General features: G+C 55.3%; 18 protein-coding genes and 1 pseudogene. 18 read left to right on the top strand and 1 reads right to left on the bottom strand.

The genetic code is table 11. The features are described from left to right. The first annotated feature begins 25 nt into the window (after positions 1–25). The 14 genes and pseudogenes from Q7F15_RS10865 (at position 26) to Q7F15_RS10800 (ending at position 11,766) form a co-directional block, all read left to right on the top strand. Positions 26–1,108 carry an amidohydrolase family protein gene (locus tag Q7F15_RS10865; RefSeq protein ID WP_171564966.1) on the top strand — a complete coding sequence of 361 codons (1,083 nt, stop codon included), beginning with the start codon at positions 26–28 and terminating at the stop codon, positions 1,106–1,108. A gap of 149 nt (positions 1,109–1,257) precedes the next feature. Continuing rightward, on the top strand, positions 1,258–1,848 hold the full coding sequence (locus tag Q7F15_RS10860; RefSeq protein WP_171564965.1) for an RNA polymerase sigma factor: 591 nt from the start codon (positions 1,258–1,260) through the stop codon (positions 1,846–1,848). Then, complete coding sequence (locus Q7F15_RS10855) at positions 1,845–2,492, top strand: anti-sigma factor family protein (RefSeq protein WP_304414355.1); 648 nt, start codon at positions 1,845–1,847, stop codon at positions 2,490–2,492. Before Q7F15_RS10860 ends, Q7F15_RS10855 begins: the two co-directional genes overlap by 4 nt. Before the next feature lie 106 nt (positions 2,493–2,598). Further along, a complete protein-coding gene (locus Q7F15_RS10850) occupies positions 2,599–3,537 on the top strand; it encodes a tetratricopeptide repeat protein (protein WP_304414354.1) in 939 nt (312 codons plus the stop codon). A 105-nt stretch (positions 3,538–3,642) separates the two neighbouring features. Beyond that, positions 3,643–4,755 (top strand): hypothetical protein, encoded by a 1,113-nt coding sequence (locus tag Q7F15_RS10845; RefSeq protein WP_304414353.1) that lies wholly within the window; start codon positions 3,643–3,645, stop codon positions 4,753–4,755. A 10-nt stretch (positions 4,756–4,765) separates the two neighbouring features. Further along, a complete protein-coding gene (locus Q7F15_RS10840; RefSeq protein WP_171564961.1) occupies positions 4,766–4,987 on the top strand; it encodes an IDEAL domain-containing protein in 222 nt (73 codons plus the stop codon). Positions 4,988–5,073: 86 nt separating this feature from the next. Further along, entirely contained in the window at positions 5,074–5,496 is a 423-nt protein-coding gene (locus tag Q7F15_RS10835) for a DUF2487 family protein (RefSeq protein ID WP_304414352.1), read from the top strand. Positions 5,497–5,715: 219 nt separating this feature from the next. Beyond that, positions 5,716–6,234 (top strand): Rieske (2Fe-2S) protein, encoded by a 519-nt coding sequence (locus Q7F15_RS10830; RefSeq protein WP_212132008.1) that lies wholly within the window; start codon positions 5,716–5,718, stop codon positions 6,232–6,234. Position 6,235: 1 nt separating this feature from the next. Beyond that, positions 6,236–6,907 (top strand): menaquinol-cytochrome c reductase cytochrome b subunit, encoded by a 672-nt coding sequence (gene qcrB, locus Q7F15_RS10825; RefSeq protein ID WP_171564958.1) that lies wholly within the window; start codon positions 6,236–6,238, stop codon positions 6,905–6,907. A gap of 29 nt (positions 6,908–6,936) precedes the next feature. Then, entirely contained in the window at positions 6,937–7,731 is a 795-nt protein-coding gene (locus Q7F15_RS10820) for a menaquinol-cytochrome c reductase cytochrome b/c subunit (RefSeq protein ID WP_304414351.1), read from the top strand. A gap of 74 nt (positions 7,732–7,805) precedes the next feature. Then, the gene (locus Q7F15_RS10815; protein WP_304414350.1) at positions 7,806–8,399 is read left to right on the top strand and encodes a DUF1405 domain-containing protein; all 594 of its coding nucleotides are present in this window, start codon (positions 7,806–7,808) and stop codon (positions 8,397–8,399) included. Between the two features lie 55 nt (positions 8,400–8,454). Beyond that, positions 8,455–9,264, top strand: coding sequence for a sporulation protein YpjB (locus tag Q7F15_RS10810; protein WP_171564955.1), 810 nt, complete (start codon positions 8,455–8,457; stop codon positions 9,262–9,264). Positions 9,265–9,505: 241 nt separating this feature from the next. Further along, positions 9,506–11,040, top strand: a pseudogene (locus Q7F15_RS10805) (FMN-binding glutamate synthase family protein). 27 nt (positions 11,041–11,067) lie between these two features. Then, a complete protein-coding gene (locus tag Q7F15_RS10800; RefSeq protein ID WP_171564953.1) occupies positions 11,068–11,766 on the top strand; it encodes a YqjF family protein in 699 nt (232 codons plus the stop codon). 122 nt (positions 11,767–11,888) lie between these two features. On the opposite strand, the gene Q7F15_RS10795 is transcribed toward Q7F15_RS10800, so the two are convergent. After that, positions 11,889–12,746, bottom strand: coding sequence for a YitT family protein (locus tag Q7F15_RS10795; protein ID WP_171564952.1), 858 nt, complete (start codon positions 12,744–12,746; stop codon positions 11,889–11,891). Between the two features lie 311 nt (positions 12,747–13,057). On the opposite strand from Q7F15_RS10795, the gene Q7F15_RS10790 reads away from it, so the two are divergent. Genes Q7F15_RS10790 through bshB1 form a run of 4 tightly spaced genes read left to right on the top strand, consistent with a single transcriptional unit; the run spans position 13,058 to position 15,291 of the window. Next, a complete protein-coding gene (locus Q7F15_RS10790; protein ID WP_171564951.1) occupies positions 13,058–13,396 on the top strand; it encodes a nucleotide pyrophosphohydrolase in 339 nt (112 codons plus the stop codon). Between the two features lie 2 nt (positions 13,397–13,398). After that, entirely contained in the window at positions 13,399–14,151 is a 753-nt protein-coding gene (gene dapB / locus Q7F15_RS10785; protein WP_212132003.1) for a 4-hydroxy-tetrahydrodipicolinate reductase, read from the top strand. Positions 14,152–14,194: 43 nt separating this feature from the next. Continuing rightward, on the top strand, positions 14,195–14,605 hold the full coding sequence (locus Q7F15_RS10780) for a methylglyoxal synthase (protein WP_304414349.1): 411 nt from the start codon (positions 14,195–14,197) through the stop codon (positions 14,603–14,605). Then, positions 14,602–15,291, top strand: coding sequence for a bacillithiol biosynthesis deacetylase BshB1 (bshB1, locus tag Q7F15_RS10775; protein WP_171564948.1), 690 nt, complete (start codon positions 14,602–14,604; stop codon positions 15,289–15,291). The genes Q7F15_RS10780 and bshB1 overlap by 4 nt, the downstream gene beginning before the upstream one ends. The last annotated feature ends 15 nt before the right edge of the window (positions 15,292–15,306 follow it).

The following is a 15,306-nucleotide window of genomic DNA, read 5'->3' as shown; positions in this document are numbered from 1 at the left end:
GGTTGTGATACGTGGAGGAAACGTCGTGACGTCATACGGAATCATCGAAGCAGACGTCTGGATTTCCCGTGGGATTATCCGCCGGATCGCCAAAGACAGCTTGCCAAAAGCTGTGATGGGAAAGGCACGTCCTTACGAGATCGACGCATCCGGGATGTACCTGCTGCCAGGCTTTGTCGCCATGCCGGAACGGCCGCACGGGCGGACCAGGCGGCTGCCCGAGTACCTTGATGCAATCCGTCTGCTCATCCGGCAGGGATATACCTGTCTGGTGGACACGCTCCAGCCGGAAGCGTGGATGGATCATTCGCAGGTGCGCTACCAGACGGCGATGCACTTTAACAATCTGATCGATTACACGTTGCTGGTGGAACTGCCGGCTTCGTGGCTGAACGGCAAGACGGTCCGCAGGTGGTGCGGCGAAGGATACCGGTTGCTGCGGGTCGTCGTGCACCGACCCGAAGAACTTTTTCGCATAGATTGGGAAACGATTTCACCCCTTCTTACGTCATACAAGGTGATGCTGCAGTTGCGGGTGCCGAAGGAAGCGAAATTACATCATGAGGAGCGTCTCCGTCTGCATCGGCAGTGGCTTTCCCTGTGCCGCCATTGGAAAATCCGCACGTGGGTGGAGGGAGATCCCGCGCTTGACTTGAAGGACTGCGACCCGTACTACCACGTCTTCCGTCTTCGCGGCGAGCAATGTGAACGGGCGCTGCGTCAGCTCGTCGGCCACTGGTTCCGTTCGCTGCCGGTCGTTGCTGCGCTGGACGAGGTGCAGGTCGACTTGCGACACACAGACTATGACCCCGAATCGCTCTTGTGCCTGCTTGTTCGCGTCGCTTCGACAAACGCTGCCAAGGCCGCTGGTCTGTATCCGCGCAAGGGCCGCATCATGCCTGGTGCTGATGCTGACATTCTTTTCCTGAAAAAAGAACACTGGTTGACAAATTTTGCTCTTTCCACTATTCTCAACCTGAGTGAATTTTTTCTGCCAACATCTGTCATGTCAAATGGAAAGTGGTTGTACCGAAACCAGTGTTATGCTTCGACAATAGGAATGGGACGATGCCTCCTCGATATCAAGCCGTATAATTATGTCATATAGCCCCAACATCTGGGGTTTTTTCGCAGTGGATGCCAGCCTCGGGTGAGGCAAAAGAATTGCCCGGGCAGCGCAACTTTTTACATCCCCAGCAGTCTAATGTAACAAAGGCCGCTGAGGGATCGGAATTGCAATAGGAGGTATTCCTGCACATGACCGATTCCCAGCTTATCCGTGAAATTAAAGAAGGCAACCTGGAATGCTATGCCGAACTGATCCGGCGATACGAAAAAAAGATTCTTGCATTTGTCACTCACTTGCTTCGCCAGGCTCATCTGGAGCACATGGCGGAGGATATCTGTCAGGATACGTTTTACAAGGCATATAAAAGCATTCACTCGTTCCGCGATGTAGAAGCGACCTTTTCTACGTGGCTCTACACCATAGCCCGCAATACCGTGCTGAGCGAGCTGCGCAAAAGCCGGAATTCGGACGTATACCTTGAGGATAATCCGCAAGTTCCGCTTGCGTCGTACGATCGCCTGCCGGAGCAGGTCCTGCTGCGAAACGAACGGGAGCACCTGGTCAGACAGGCAATCAACAACCTGCCGGAAAAGCAGCGTTCAGCCTTGATCCTGAGGGAATACGAGCAGATGGATTACAACGAGATCGCCACCATTCTAGACTTGACGGTGAGTTCGGTAAAATCCCTGTTGTTTCGGGCGCGGCAGAGCATTAGAGCACAGTTGGAAGCCTACATCCTGGACCCTCATTTGGATGAAGCTGAAGGGATGAATCGATGATGAGATGTGAAGAAGTACAGGAATTGATGCCTGATTACGCCGACGGCCTGCTGTCCGAATTGACGCGCCGGCGGATTGACAATCACTTGACGAACTGCCGTGCCTGCAGTGCCGATTTCGCGTTGTGGAAAGGAAGCAGCGATTGGATGAAAGCGGACAGGGAACGGTACCATGCTGTCACGCCTTCCAAATCGATTGTCGATGCCGTAATGGCCCGAATTCTTTCGGAAGAGAAGTGGGCGATTCCGATTGGGAAAAAAGTGTTTACCGTGACGGCCCGGATGCGACGCGTTGGCGCGTGTGCCGCCATTATCCTGCTGATGCTCTGCTCGTTTACGTTGTACGTCAATACGAGCAGTACCGAGCAGGCCAACTCCCTGATGATTGACGGGGAAGTGGTAGCGATGGGGAAAAAGGCGCAAGTCATCACATCCTCCATGCAGACGGAGGACGGCACCTACGTCGTGGAACCGCAGCCGTTGGTATCTGATGAAAAGCCGCTGGTCAGGGAGACGGCCTCGATCGTACCGTTCAACAGTGTGCATTCGCCGACTGACCCAACCCAACCCAACTACGGGATCGTGCTGAGCGTGTTTGGCATCTTGGTCACCGTCCTCTCCATGAGTTGGTTGACACGGGCATAATGGTATATGATTTAATAGAAGGAACATACGGAAAAAGACCGTCTTCGGACGGTCTTTTGCGGCTCTTTTACATGACGAGAGCAACCATACATACGAGGTGAGGACGATGACAGACAAATGGCTGTACGTCATAGACGAAGCAATCAAACGGATTGAAAACGACGAGGTGGAACTGGGGCTCAAAGCGCTGCAAAAGGTACAGGAGCACGGCAAGGATTTGCCGGAGGTCATGATGTACCTGGCGGAAGTGTGGTACCGCCTTGGCCATCTCGAACAGGCTTCCAGTCTGCTCTCCAACATACTGCAGGAACATCCCGGGTTACAGGCGGCGCAGCGGCAAGAATGCCAGATGATGATGGCGGAAATTGCGCTGGATCTGAGTGATTTTGAGACCGCGCAGCACCTGTTGTACGAATTGAAGGAATCGGGGATGGAACACATCCGGCTGGATCTGCTGCTGGCTGATCTGTACGCCATGCAGGACCTCGACGAAGTAGCGGTCAAGTACCTGGAACAGGCCCGTCAGAAGGAGCCGGACGATCCCGACATCCTCGCCGCACTGGGCGACATGTATTTCCGCGTGGGACGCGATGCGGAGGCAATGAAACTGCTGGAGCAGGCCGGAGCGGAGAGCTTGCCGCTGCTTTTGGCCAAGGGACGCTCACTCGCCCAAAGCGGACAGTTTGAACAGGCGTATCAGGTGTATCACCAGGCGCTGGCCCTGGAGCGCTCGGAGGAAGTGCTGTACGGCTGCGCGCTGATGGCGTTTCACCTCGGCAGGCTGGAGGAAGCGGCGGAGCTGGTGTCCAGCCTGCAGGCGATCGATGAGGAATACGTCGCCGCCTATCCGCTTGCGGCTGACATCTACCTCTCGCTCGGCCGAACGGAAAAGGCGATCGATGCGCTCAAGCAATACGTGGCACTGTCCGGGTTTGACCTGGACCACATTCGCCGCCTGATCGCCCTGTTGACGCAAGCGGGCCGCTACGAAGAAGCCAAGGAATACCAAAAGCTGCACGACGAATGGAATATAGACGACGAATAACAAACGGCTCTGGCAGGAAGCTGCACTGGCGGCTTCCTGTTTATTTTGCCGTAATTTGGCAAGAATGGTGGGTAAGAAAAACCCTTGCAAAGTAGGGATGCTCAGATGAACTTGGCTGAGATCTTGGTGTACACCGACATCCGGCAGCTCCATCAAATCGCCGATTACTACGGCTGTGAATGCAACCCTCACTCCAAGAATGAACTGATCACGTCACTTCTTGCCAATTTACGATACCGGGAGACCATCACCCGGGAAGTGGAGCGGCTTTCGCTGGAAGAAGCCCATTTTTTCCTCCTGCTCTTTCTCGACAAGCGCACGTTGATGTCGCTCGAAGACCTGATGGCCAAGGCCGGCTTGGCACTGGATGCACACAAGGAACGTAAGGCTGAAAACGCGCGCAAATTTATCGCCGACGCAATGCGGCGCGGCTGGATCTTCCCGGCAAAAAGCAGGGCGGGCGGCCAGTACCAGATTCCCCTGGACATGCGGGAACCGTACCTGCAGGCGTGGCTGGACAAATGGCGGGTTACTGTTACAGCAGCGGAACCGACGGCCTATCGCGACGAAGGAACCGCACTCTGTGACGATATCATGCAATTTTTACAATTCCTGCAGCAGGAGCCTGTTCCGCTGACTGCGGACGGTGCCATGTACAAGCGGTACCAGCAGCAGTTGTTTCAGTTTCTGCACATCAAGGAAGAGCCGCTCACGCCGCAGAAATGGCGTTTTGGCTACGGGCTTCACTTCGACCTGTACCCGGACCGGTTCTCGCTGCTTTACGACTACTGCTACTACCAGAAATGGATCGAAGAGATGCCGGGGCAGGTAATGCTTACGGAAGCGGGAGAAGAACGGTTGAACCAGCCGTATGACGATCAACTGCACCACGATCTGATCCGCTTCTGGATGCGGCTGTACAAGCGGTCGGTCCCCAATCTGCCGATGCTTGTCCAACTGATTCCCCTGCTGGGAGCGGGAGGCTGGGTCAGCCAAGACGCGCTTTCGGACCGGCTGCTACCCTGGATCAGGCCGTTTTACTACGATGACCCAGTCAACATTCTGACCAACCGCGTCCTGAAAATGATGGTCCATCTGGGGCTGCTCCGGGTCGGACAGGATGAAAGCGGTCAGTGGCTGTACGCCGGGACGTATGCCAGCCAGACATGGCTTCGCAAATACAATGGCTTTGCCGAATCGACTATTTTATTGAAGTGAGGGATGTATCATGGAGTGGCCAAATTTTTATTCCAATTCCAATGTGTACGGGACGAATAACCAATTGGTGTCGGGGCTGTTGTCGGAAATGGTGATTGACGAGCAAGTGCGTCTGTATCGTAAGCGCACCCTGTACAAGGAGATCGACGAAGCGCTGGCGATGAAAAACAAGGAGCGGTTTATGCGTCTGACCGACGAACTGCGCCAGATCATGGCCTACGAACAATCGTAACGTTGGGCAGGTGATGGTGGATTGCCTGTCTCCTCCTGTTCATGGTACGCTTAATTTCAGATAGTAATGGAAAGAGGAGACGCCTGATGCAGTGGAATGTTCAAGAACTGGAAAATTGGGAGGAGCTGCGGACCTATGTGGACACCGCGCTGCTCCCTCTTTATTTGTACCGACCGGAGAAGCCGGTGAAGGAGCACGTGCAGCGGATGAGTTATCTGGTGCAGGTGGCCGCTTCAATCGAACAGCGTTTGAAGGGACGGGTGCTGATGTTCCCGCTCTGTTACCAGATCGGTGACGAGCCGCTTGCCCAACGGCTGCCGGCCGGGTTTGCCCACTACGTCCTGCTGCAGTTCAGCGGGGATCGGCTGGATGCACACGAGGGTGAAGGCAGTCGCTTGAGGCTGACAGTGGGAGATGAAGACCTGGAATCGGCACTCCGCTTTGAGGTAACGATCGATGTCCTCAGCCAGGAAATTATTCGTCACTGGCAGCACGGCGGCCGTCAATAAGCGGAAATATTTCAGGAAATACTATATCAATCAGGGGAGAGTTGCCATATTTGACAAAATGGCAACAATCTCTCAATCAGACGAGGTTGGAGCCGGGCCCGTCCCCCGGATATTCTTGACATCTCTATAGGCGTTTAGCTATGATTGGGATTGACCTAGTGTATATGTATGGAAATCGCCAAAGTTGCGCTATTCTACAGAGTAAGGAGGGAAAAAGACATGGGCGACAAACGGGAAATTTCCAGACGTACGTTCCTCAACTACGCACTCATGGGAACAGGCGGATTCCTCGCTGCAGGAATAATCACACCAATGCTTCGTTTTGCAGTCGACCCCTTGCTGCAAAGCAGTGCGGGTACAGATAAAGTGGCTGTCGGCAGCGTGGACGAGTTCGGTCCAGAGCCGAAGCGTGTGGATTTCAAGGTACATACCAAGGACGGGTGGTATGAGTCCGAGTCGACGTTGGCTGCGTGGGTGACCAAGAATGAGAAGGGCGAGATTCTCGCACTGTCCCCGATCTGTAAGCACTTGGGCTGTACAGTGGACTGGAACACTGACCCGAATCATCCCAACCAGTATTTCTGTCCGTGCCACCTGGGTCGTTATGACAAGGAAGGTGCGCACATTTTGGGAACTCCGCCGACAGCATCCCTCGATGTATACGAGACGGAAGTGAAGGACGGCAAGCTCTATTTGGGCAAACTGAAACCAAATCCTCGTCCGGGGGTGAGTGGCTAAGATGTTGCAAAAAATGTATGACTGGGTTGATGAGCGCCTGAACATCACCCCGATGTGGCGCGATTTGGCCGACCACGAAGTCCCAGAGCACGTAAACCCGGCACACCATTTTTCCGCGTTTGTGTATTGCTTTGGTGGCCTTACGTTCTTTATTACAGTCATTCAAATCCTGTCTGGTATGTTCCTGACCATGTACTATGTACCGGACATTATCAATGCGTATGAATCGGTCAAATACCTGCAGAACGAAGTGGCATTCGGGGTAATCGTGCGCGGCATGCACCACTGGGGGGCCAGCCTGGTCATTGTCATGATGTTTCTGCACACGCTGCGTGTGTTCTTTACCGGTGCGTACAAAAAACCGCGTGAATTGAACTGGGTAGTGGGCGTGTTGATTTTCTTCGTCATGCTCGGCCTTGGTTTCACCGGTTACCTGCTGCCTTGGGACAACACAGCGTACTTCGCGACCAAGGTAGGTCTGGAGATCGCGAACTCCGTGCCGTTAATCGGTCCGTACGTCAAAACCCTGCTGACCGGCGGCGAAATCGTAGGGGCACAAACCCTGTCCCGCTTCTTCGCGATTCACGTGTTCTTCCTGCCAGGTGCCCTCTTGGGTCTGTTGGGAGCACACTTTATCATGATTCGCGCGCAAGGTATCTCGGGTCCACTATGATGAGTCTTCGATTATAAGGAGGAAATAGCATGGCGAAACACGAAAAAGATGCTACCTTCGTCGGAGACTCCCGGATACCGGCGAAGCGCATTCCAAACATTGCCCCGTCGTACTCCGACTTTCCGGGAAAAACGGAGCCGTTCTGGCCGAACTTCCTGCTGAAAGAGTGGATGGTGGCAGCCGTCTGTCTGGTCGGGTTTCTGGTGTTGACTGTCTCTCACCCGTCCCCGCTGACCGACAAGGCCAACCCGAACGACACGTCGTTCATTCCGCTGCCGGACTGGTACTTCCTGTTTCTGTATCAAATGCTCAAGTATCCGTGGGCGGCAGGTGACTGGGTAGTCCTGGGTACGGTCATCATTCCGGGTATTGCCTTTGGTGCGCTGCTGCTGGCTCCGTGGCTGGATACCAGCAAAGAACGCCGTCCGTCCCGCCGTCCGGTGGCAACCGGTCTGATGATGACGGCGCTGGTGTCGATTTTCTACCTGACGTGGGCAGCAGACCATGAGCACACCCTGAACCACGGGTCCAATCACGGCGGCAGCGGCAGCGGAGGCGGCTCCAACGCAGCTGCTCCGGCTCCGGCTGATCCGAGCTTCAAGGCCGATGCACTGTGGACTGCTCAAACGGGCTGCATGGGTTGCCATGGCAAGAACATGGAAGGCGGCATGGGGCCCAATCTGCAGAAGGTCGGAAGCAAGTATGACGAAAACCAGATTGCCGAGATCATCAAGAACGGGATACCGCCGGCAATGCCGGGCGGCCTGATTCAGGATGAAGAAGCAATCCAGAAATTGGCTGAGTACATGGCTACGTTGAAATAAGCCCATGCAAGAAAAGCTGACTGACGTTCGGTCAGCTTTTTCTTTAACGGCCTACATAGTGGGAGACGATGTTCATGAACTGGTTATGGATGTGGTTCCGGCAGTCTTTGGGGAAAAGGTGGTTTCTCTGGACCCTGTTCGTCGTCAACTTGCTGGGAACCATTTACGGCTTTGTCTGGTACAGCGATCAACTGGCAGCTACCCCGGGGTATTTGCGCCCGTTTGTACCGGACAGTCCCACGGGGAGCGGACTATTTACCATCGTGCTGTTTACCTACCTGATGGGACGGCACATACCGGTGCTGGAATCTCTGGCCGGCATCACCAATTTTAAATACGGCGTCTGGGCAGTAGGCATCATCGTGGCCGGATGGCTGTTGGGTGACGAGGTGAGCGGGACAGATATCATGTTGTTGATCTCCCACGCAGGCATGGCCGTCGAATCGGTGCTGTATGCCCGCTTTTTCAAGCTGAGCTGGCTGCCGGTGGGAATCGCTGCACTGTGGACGTTGAATAACGATTTCCTCGATTACGTCATGGACATCCATCCGTGGCTGCCTGCCGTGCTGGATCCGTACGAGGGATTCGTCGGCCTTTGCACGGTTCTGCTCAGCCTGATTTCCATCGCAGTGATCTGGTTTACCTTCACGCGGTTCAACAGAATCTAGGTCTAATCTTGTCCTCCTTTCCATAGTCTTTACTAGGGGAAGGAGGGTTTTTGCATTGAGAAAAAACATCCGGTTTCTGCTGTTCTTCCTGATCATCGGGCTGTTCCTGTCCTGGCCCATCCATACATTGCTCAACAAGCTTGACCGTCCGGCCGAAGAACAACAGTTGGCCGCGTTGGATCACATAGCGCAAGAGTTGTTAACCCATACGAAAAGAGGGGAGCTGGAGGCGGCACAGGAGAAGATCCGGCAGCTGGCGGAGCGCTTTCCCCAGCAACGCCTGCCCGTCTCCCTGCGGATAGACAGTTTGAACGCTGTGACGCAATCAATTTTGGCGGCGAAAAACAGCTTTGCCAAGTCCAGCACGAGCGATCAACTGCTGTGGCACGCGACCCGCGTGCGGATCGCCATCGACGCGCTTACCCATGATCATCAGCCAATGTGGCGAAGCTACTACGTATCCTATGCGACCCAGATGCAAAATCTGATGGAGTCGGCAGTGGAGCGGAATTATGACCAGTTTCGCCAACAATTCGACGAAAACACCCGCTTGTATCTGGCGATCAAACCGGCGATGAGCATCCATTTAAGGGAAGAGCAGATCAGGCAGATCGACGCTGCGTACGATCTCATCTCCAAAGAGCTGCGCCGCGACCGGATCGAGTGGCAGATGGTTCGGAACGCCCTGCGCGATTTGAACGTCACGATGCAGGCAGCGTTCATTGGAAAGGATCAGAGCACCATCGCCCAGTTGATGCGGCCGGCCTCGCCGTTTCCGATGTTTGTGGCGATTGTTGCAGCCGTGGTGCTGACACTGGCATATGTGGCCTGGAAAAAATACCGGGGGCAGATGAACCCTACCTGATGGTGTGAAAAGAGCATCTACCATGTGCGTAGATGCTCTTTGCTATTTTGGATATCGGGTACGTACGGCAGTCGTTGATGACGGATGTGGCTGCATTGGGGAACTGGATAAGACAGGGAAACGTGTATACCAGCAAATGAGTGGCTGCGTTTGTTTCAAACCGGTGCTTTTATGCGACAGACGCATAGGCTGCGTGCAAGATCGAAATAATGAGGGATGAAAAAAGGGCTAGGAGGTTGTCATGACCAACACGTGGCTTTCCTATCTCGCCGGAGCGTTCGCCGGGGCATTTCTGGCCATTCTCTGTGCGGGGCTGATCGCCTTCCTGTTTGCCCGCCCTTTGATCAAATGGGGAGTCGGGCGCTTCACGAAACGGCTGATGGCTGACCGTTACCCGGAAAACATTTGGGAGATGGTGTCGGCGCTTACCAGAACCAGCCCCCGAATCGTCGTGGAAAACAGTCTTCGCGCATCCAGCGGCGGCGTAATTGAGCGACCGTTTGGCAGTCCGCGCAAGTTTCTGGATTTTGACGGTCTGATTTTTCTCCTGCTCAGCTTGCCACACTGCCCGCACCGGAAGATGCGCCCGTCGATATGATGACGACCATTGGCCCGCTTGCCCAACGTCCGCTCATCCTGAAAATCCCCGTGATGGCCGGCGCAATGGGTTACGGCATCGGGGTGTCCGAAAACGTAAAAATTGCGATCGCCAAAGGAACGGCAGCGGTCGGAACCGCGACGAACTCTGGTGAAGGACCTCTGCTGCCCGAAGAGCGAGCACATGCCGCCCATTACATCTTGCAGTACAATTCCGGGCACTGGGCCAAAGAGCCGGAGACTCTTCAGCAGGCAGATGCGATCGAGATTCATATTGGTCAGGGGGCAACAGCAGGTGCCGCGAGCAGAATCCCGTCCAAGTATATAGATGGACGGGCCCGTGAACTTCTGCAGGTTCCGGACGGTGAGGGCCTCATCATCCCTTCCCGTCACGCGGAAATTGTCAAACCGCAGGATCTGAAGCTTTTGGTCGACAGACTGCGCTCTGTAACGCAAGGCGTCCCCATTGGTGTCAAGATGTGTGCCAGCGGAAAGTTGGAAGCCGACCTGGAAGTAGCCATTCAGGCCGGAGTGGATTTTATCAGTCTGGACGGCGGACAGGCCGGCACAAAAGGGGGGCCGCCGATTTTGGAAGACGACTTTGGCCTGCCGACGATTTTCGCCTTGTCTCGCGCAGTTCACTACCTGAAAAAGCGGGGAGTCAAAGACAGGATCAGCCTCCTGATCGGTGGGGGAATTTCTACGCCCGGCCAATGTTTGAAAGCACTCGCCTTGGGAGCGGATGCCGTGTTCATGGGGACAGCCTTGTTGTGGGCCATGACCCATGAGCAGGTGACCAAAGCCATTCCGTGGGAGCCGCCCACGCAGCTTGCCTATTACACGGGCAGCCAAAAGAAGGCGTTTGACATAGAGAAGGCCGCGCATTCCTTGGAGAATTTTTTGGTTTCGTTTGTGGAAGAGATGAAAGTCGCTATTCGTGCGCTGGGTAAGACCTCCTTGAGGGACGTGAACGCAGACGATCTGGTAGCGCTTGACGAATGGACGAGCACGGTTACGAAGGTGCGGTTGGTCACTCACCCATATGAGATCGTACCCGGCTCATCGTCAGAAGAGGCGGAACCAGACGATATGGCGTTGTCGATGGGAGATGATACTGCTGAGGAGTTAGAGGCAAACCGGGAGCGTCCAAGTGTGCTGAGTCTGTTCGAGACGTTTTGACACGAGCAGCGAGAGGAGGGGGGCGACATGAAAGGCACATGGATCATCTCGCAAACCTGGGCAGATTTGCTGTTTGCCCATTGGCCTGTTCCGGTTGAAAGGATTCAGCCGTTTGTTCCTCCTCCGTTGGAAGTAGATACATTTGACGGCATGGCGTGGATTGGCCTGATTCCGTTTGAAATGAGCGAGATTCGGCTCAGGTTTCTTCCAGTTCCCGTAACAGTTCCCTTTCCGGAAATCAATGTGCGCACATACGTGATCTTAGGTGGAAAACCGGCGGTATTCTTTTTGTCATTGGACGCGTCCAATCAGTTGGCCGTCGGAGCGGCAAAATTGACCTATCACCTACCGTACTTCCACGCGAAGATGTCAATCAAACGGACAGCAGCGGAGATCCATTTCCAAAGTGAGCGGAAAGGGGGGGAGCAGCGGTTCAGCGCGATCTACCGTCCTGCGTCCGAACCGTTCACGGCCAGACCAGGCAGCATTGAGCATTGGCTGACCGAGCGATATCGTTTTTGCTGTTTGTGCCCCCGCACGCAGCGGATTTACGGCGGGGATATTTGCCATGAACCTTGGCGTCTGCAGGCAGCCGAGGCGGTGATCCGGGAAAATACGATGGGGGACCAATACGGTATCGACATGTCGAAGGCCCCTGTGCACCTGCTTTATGCACAGGGCGTAGTAGCGCGGATATGGCGGGCCAGAAAAATGTTCGGAGCATAGGGCTTCGCTTCCCTAGTGCCTGCACACCCTGCAGCCAAACGACTCACGGTGATTCGGGGATACGGCGAAGCAGGCGAAATGCATGTCCCCGTGGCAGCTGCAGGGTATGGGCTTTGGTCCGATTACTCATGAATGGGCTGCTTGTTTTCATCCAGGGTAAATCCTTCGCCGAGCACCTCGTGCACGTCATTGACAATCACGAAAGCATGGGGATCGATCTCCTGCACGATGCTTTTGTAACGCATCACTTCGTTACGGCTGACCACGACGTACACGACCTGTTTCTGCTCGCCGGAAAACGCTCCTTTGCCTGCCAGCAGCGTAACACCGCGCCCCAGCTCCAGGATCTGTTTGGCGATTGCATCGGCGTGATTGGAGATGATGGTGAGCGCCTTTCCGGCGTATGCGCCGTCCTGAAAAAAGTCGATGACGCGGGCGGCGATGAAGACGGCGACCAGGGTGTACATGGCGCTTTCGAGATTCAAATAGATCAGCGACGCGGCAATCACCAGCATGTCGCCAAAAAACAGCGTACGGCCCATGCTGATGCCCATGTATTTTTGCAGTACGCGGGCGATGATGTCGATACCACCCGTGGTGCCGCCGTAGCGGAAAATGATACCGAGGCCTACCCCGACTGCCACGCCGGCGTACAGCGAGGCGAGCAGCCGATCGTCCATTGGCAGGGGCAGCACGCCCTCAAATACAGAGAGAAAGACGGAGAGGGCAACTGTGCCAAGAATCGTATAGGCAAAAGCAGTGCGTCCCAGCACTTTCCACCCGATCACGAACAGCGGCACGTTCAGGACGAAAAAGACGATCCCCTGGTCGACACTTGGGATCAACAGCTTGATCAGAATACTGATGCCGGTAATGCCGCCCTCAGCCAGATTGTTTGGAATGTTGAAGGCGTTGATGCCGAATCCCATGATGGCGGATCCGACGATGATGGCGATGATGCTTTTGAGGCGCAGATTCATAAGCGTTCTCCCTTCTTGTCGGTGATCCTGCGTCCGAAGGCTTCTGTCCGAGGCAGCGGGAGGGTCCTCTGGGGGATACCTTGCGGCGGCAGACATTCGCATGGTTGGATGCGGCCGAGGCGTGTGACTGCCCGACTGGCTGCTTCGTGCGAATAGTTGGTTGAAGGCTTGTTGGTAGGTTCGACAGCCATTATAATGGAATGTTGATTTGCTTGTCCATAACCTTCCAGCCAGCGTATTGAGATTTGGCAAACGCAGGCTTTTCAGGTACGATAAAGTCACCGAATATTCTCTGGCAGAGGAGTGACCTGATGAATCAGCGGAAGACCTTGCAGGAAATCCAACAGGAAGTCGACCAGTACATATCACAATTTAAGGAAGGATATTTCTCCCCGCTGGCGATGATGGCCCGGATGACGGAAGAGGTGGGAGAACTGGCGCGGGAGATCAACCACTACTACGGCGAAAAACCGAAGAAAAAAGACGAAGCGGAGAAAACCGTGGAGGAAGAACTGGGCGACGTCTTTTTTATCGTGCTGTGTTTCGCCAATTCGCTCGGTATTGATTTGCAAGAGGCATTTGATCGTATTATGCACAAATTTAACACGCGCGATAAGGATCGCTGGACCAGAGTAGAGGAGACGAACTAGAAATGGACAAACTGATTCGTGTAGCAGTAGCAGGGGCCCATGGCCGCATGGGCCAGGAAGTGGTCAAGATGCTGGAGCAGGATGAGGAGTTGGTGTACGCAGGAGCACTGGACACGCGGGGGGATGATGAGGCGATTCAGCGGCAGCTGGACGAAATGCGCCCCGACGTGCTCGTTGACTTTACGACGCCGCACAGCGTCTACCGACACCTCGAACTGTGCCTTACCCACGGCATTCGGCCAGTGGTGGGGACGACCGGACTGACACCGGCGCAGCTTCAGGAGTTGACGGCGAGATACCGGGAGGCGGGGCTTGGCGGCATCATCGCGCCCAACTTCGCGATCGGGGCCATTTTGCTGATGAAATTTGCCGCCATGGCAGCGAAATACATGCCGCACGTGGAGATCATCGAGCTGCACCACGACCGGAAGCTGGACGCACCCAGCGGTACGGCGCTGAAAACGGCGGAGATGATCGCAGCTGTTCGTGAGGAAATCAAACAGGGTCACCCGGAAGAAGCGGAGAGCATCCCGGGGGCGCGCGGCGCGGAATACCACGGGTTCCGGATTCACAGCGTGCGGTTGCCGGGCTTGGTGGCTCACCAGGAAGTGCTGTTCGGGGCAACTGGCCAGACACTTTCGATCCGTCACGACTCGATCAACCGCGAGTCGTTCATGCCGGGTGTAAACATGGCAATTAAGGCCGTTGTGAACCTGAGCGAACTGATCTATGGACTGGAGCACCTGATTGATTAGGATTAGGCGGGATAACGCTACTTTCAGCGAGGGAGAGGTTTGCGTGAGAATTGCTTTGATCGCACACGACAGAAAAAAAGAAGAAATCGTTCAATTGGCAATGGCTTACGAGTCCATCCTGCGCGAGCATGAATTGTACGCTACAGGGACGACCGGACTTCGGATCATGGAAGCAACATCCCTGCAGGTCACGCGGTTTCTCTCCGGCCCCCTGGGAGGAGATCAGCAAATCGGAGCGATGATTGCCCGCAACGAGATGGATCTGATCATATTCTTGCGTGACCCGTTGACGGCTCAGCCGCATGAACCGGACATTATCGCACTGCTTCGCCTGTGCGACGTGAACAAGATTCCGTTTGCCACCAACATGGGCACGGCAGAAGTGCTGCTGAAGGCGCTGGAACGGGGCGAATTGCGCTGGCGCGAGGTCGTGCGCGAGGAGGAGCAGGCATGAGCGAGCTTGACATCCTCGCCATCGGAGCGCATCCCGATGACGTGGAGATCGGGGCGGCCGGCAGTCTGTTGCTGGCAGTGAAGCAGGGCAAACGCGTCGGCATCCTCGACCTGACCTACGCCGAGCTTTCGTCCAACGGCACCGTCGAGCGCCGGCAGGCGGAGGCGGCCGAGGCCGACAAGCGGCTGGGAATTGCCGTCCGCTACAATTTTGGCTTGCCGGATCGCGGCCTGGAACGGGTGCGCGACGAGGCGATCAGCCGGGTCGTCGACCTGATCCGGCAAACGCGGCCAAGCGTGGTGCTTGCGCCTTACTGGCAGGACCGTCACCCCGATCACGAGAGCGTCAGCCGGATCGTCCGAGAAGCAGTCTTTTCCGCCGGGATTCGTCTGTATAAACAATCCCTGCCCGCCTACCGCCCCAGCCAATTGCTGTACTATTTTATCAACACGACGGTGACGCCGAATGTGGTCGTGGACGTCACGCCGGTGTACGAGCAAAAAATGGAGGTGCTGCGTGCGTACCGCAGCCAGTTTGAAAAAGAAGAAGGCAGCGTCGCTACGCCGCTCAACAACGGGTATCTGGAACTGGTCGAATACAGGGAACGTCTGTTCGGGCAGCAGGCAGGCGTCAAGTACGCGGAGGGGTTTGTCAGCGCTGCGCCTTACGTGCTGACGAGCTTGTAGGAAGGAGAGAACACC

Origin of the sequence: Brevibacillus aydinogluensis, assembly GCF_961514395.1 — a bacterium.
GTDB lineage: Bacteria > Bacillota > Bacilli > Brevibacillales > Brevibacillaceae > Brevibacillus > Brevibacillus aydinogluensis.
This window is presented reverse-complemented; position numbering and strand designations above follow the sequence as displayed.

Bases quoted from the DNA above. Each gene is read 5' to 3' on its own strand.
- Q7F15_RS10860 (WP_171564965.1), top strand. From the start codon at position 1,258: ATGACCGATTCCCAGCTTATCCGTGAAATTAAAGAAGGCAACCTGGAA.
- Q7F15_RS10855 (WP_304414355.1), top strand. From the start codon at position 1,845: ATGATGAGATGTGAAGAAGTACAGGAATTGATGCCTGATTACGCCGAC.
- Q7F15_RS10850 (WP_304414354.1), top strand. From the start codon at position 2,599: ATGACAGACAAATGGCTGTACGTCATAGACGAAGCAATCAAACGGATT.
- Q7F15_RS10845 (WP_304414353.1), top strand. From the start codon at position 3,643: ATGAACTTGGCTGAGATCTTGGTGTACACCGACATCCGGCAGCTCCAT.
- Q7F15_RS10840 (WP_171564961.1), top strand. From the start codon at position 4,766: ATGGAGTGGCCAAATTTTTATTCCAATTCCAATGTGTACGGGACGAAT.
- Q7F15_RS10835 (WP_304414352.1), top strand. From the start codon at position 5,074: ATGCAGTGGAATGTTCAAGAACTGGAAAATTGGGAGGAGCTGCGGACC.
- Q7F15_RS10830 (WP_212132008.1), top strand. From the start codon at position 5,716: ATGGGCGACAAACGGGAAATTTCCAGACGTACGTTCCTCAACTACGCA.
- qcrB (WP_171564958.1), top strand. From the start codon at position 6,236: ATGTTGCAAAAAATGTATGACTGGGTTGATGAGCGCCTGAACATCACC.
- Q7F15_RS10820 (WP_304414351.1), top strand. From the start codon at position 6,937: ATGGCGAAACACGAAAAAGATGCTACCTTCGTCGGAGACTCCCGGATA.
- Q7F15_RS10815 (WP_304414350.1), top strand. From the start codon at position 7,806: ATGAACTGGTTATGGATGTGGTTCCGGCAGTCTTTGGGGAAAAGGTGG.
- Q7F15_RS10800 (WP_171564953.1), top strand. From the start codon at position 11,068: ATGAAAGGCACATGGATCATCTCGCAAACCTGGGCAGATTTGCTGTTT.
- Q7F15_RS10795 (WP_171564952.1), bottom strand. From the start codon at position 12,746: ATGAATCTGCGCCTCAAAAGCATCATCGCCATCATCGTCGGATCCGCC.
- Q7F15_RS10790 (WP_171564951.1), top strand. From the start codon at position 13,058: ATGAATCAGCGGAAGACCTTGCAGGAAATCCAACAGGAAGTCGACCAG.
- dapB (WP_212132003.1), top strand. From the start codon at position 13,399: ATGGACAAACTGATTCGTGTAGCAGTAGCAGGGGCCCATGGCCGCATG.
- bshB1 (WP_171564948.1), top strand. From the start codon at position 14,602: ATGAGCGAGCTTGACATCCTCGCCATCGGAGCGCATCCCGATGACGTG.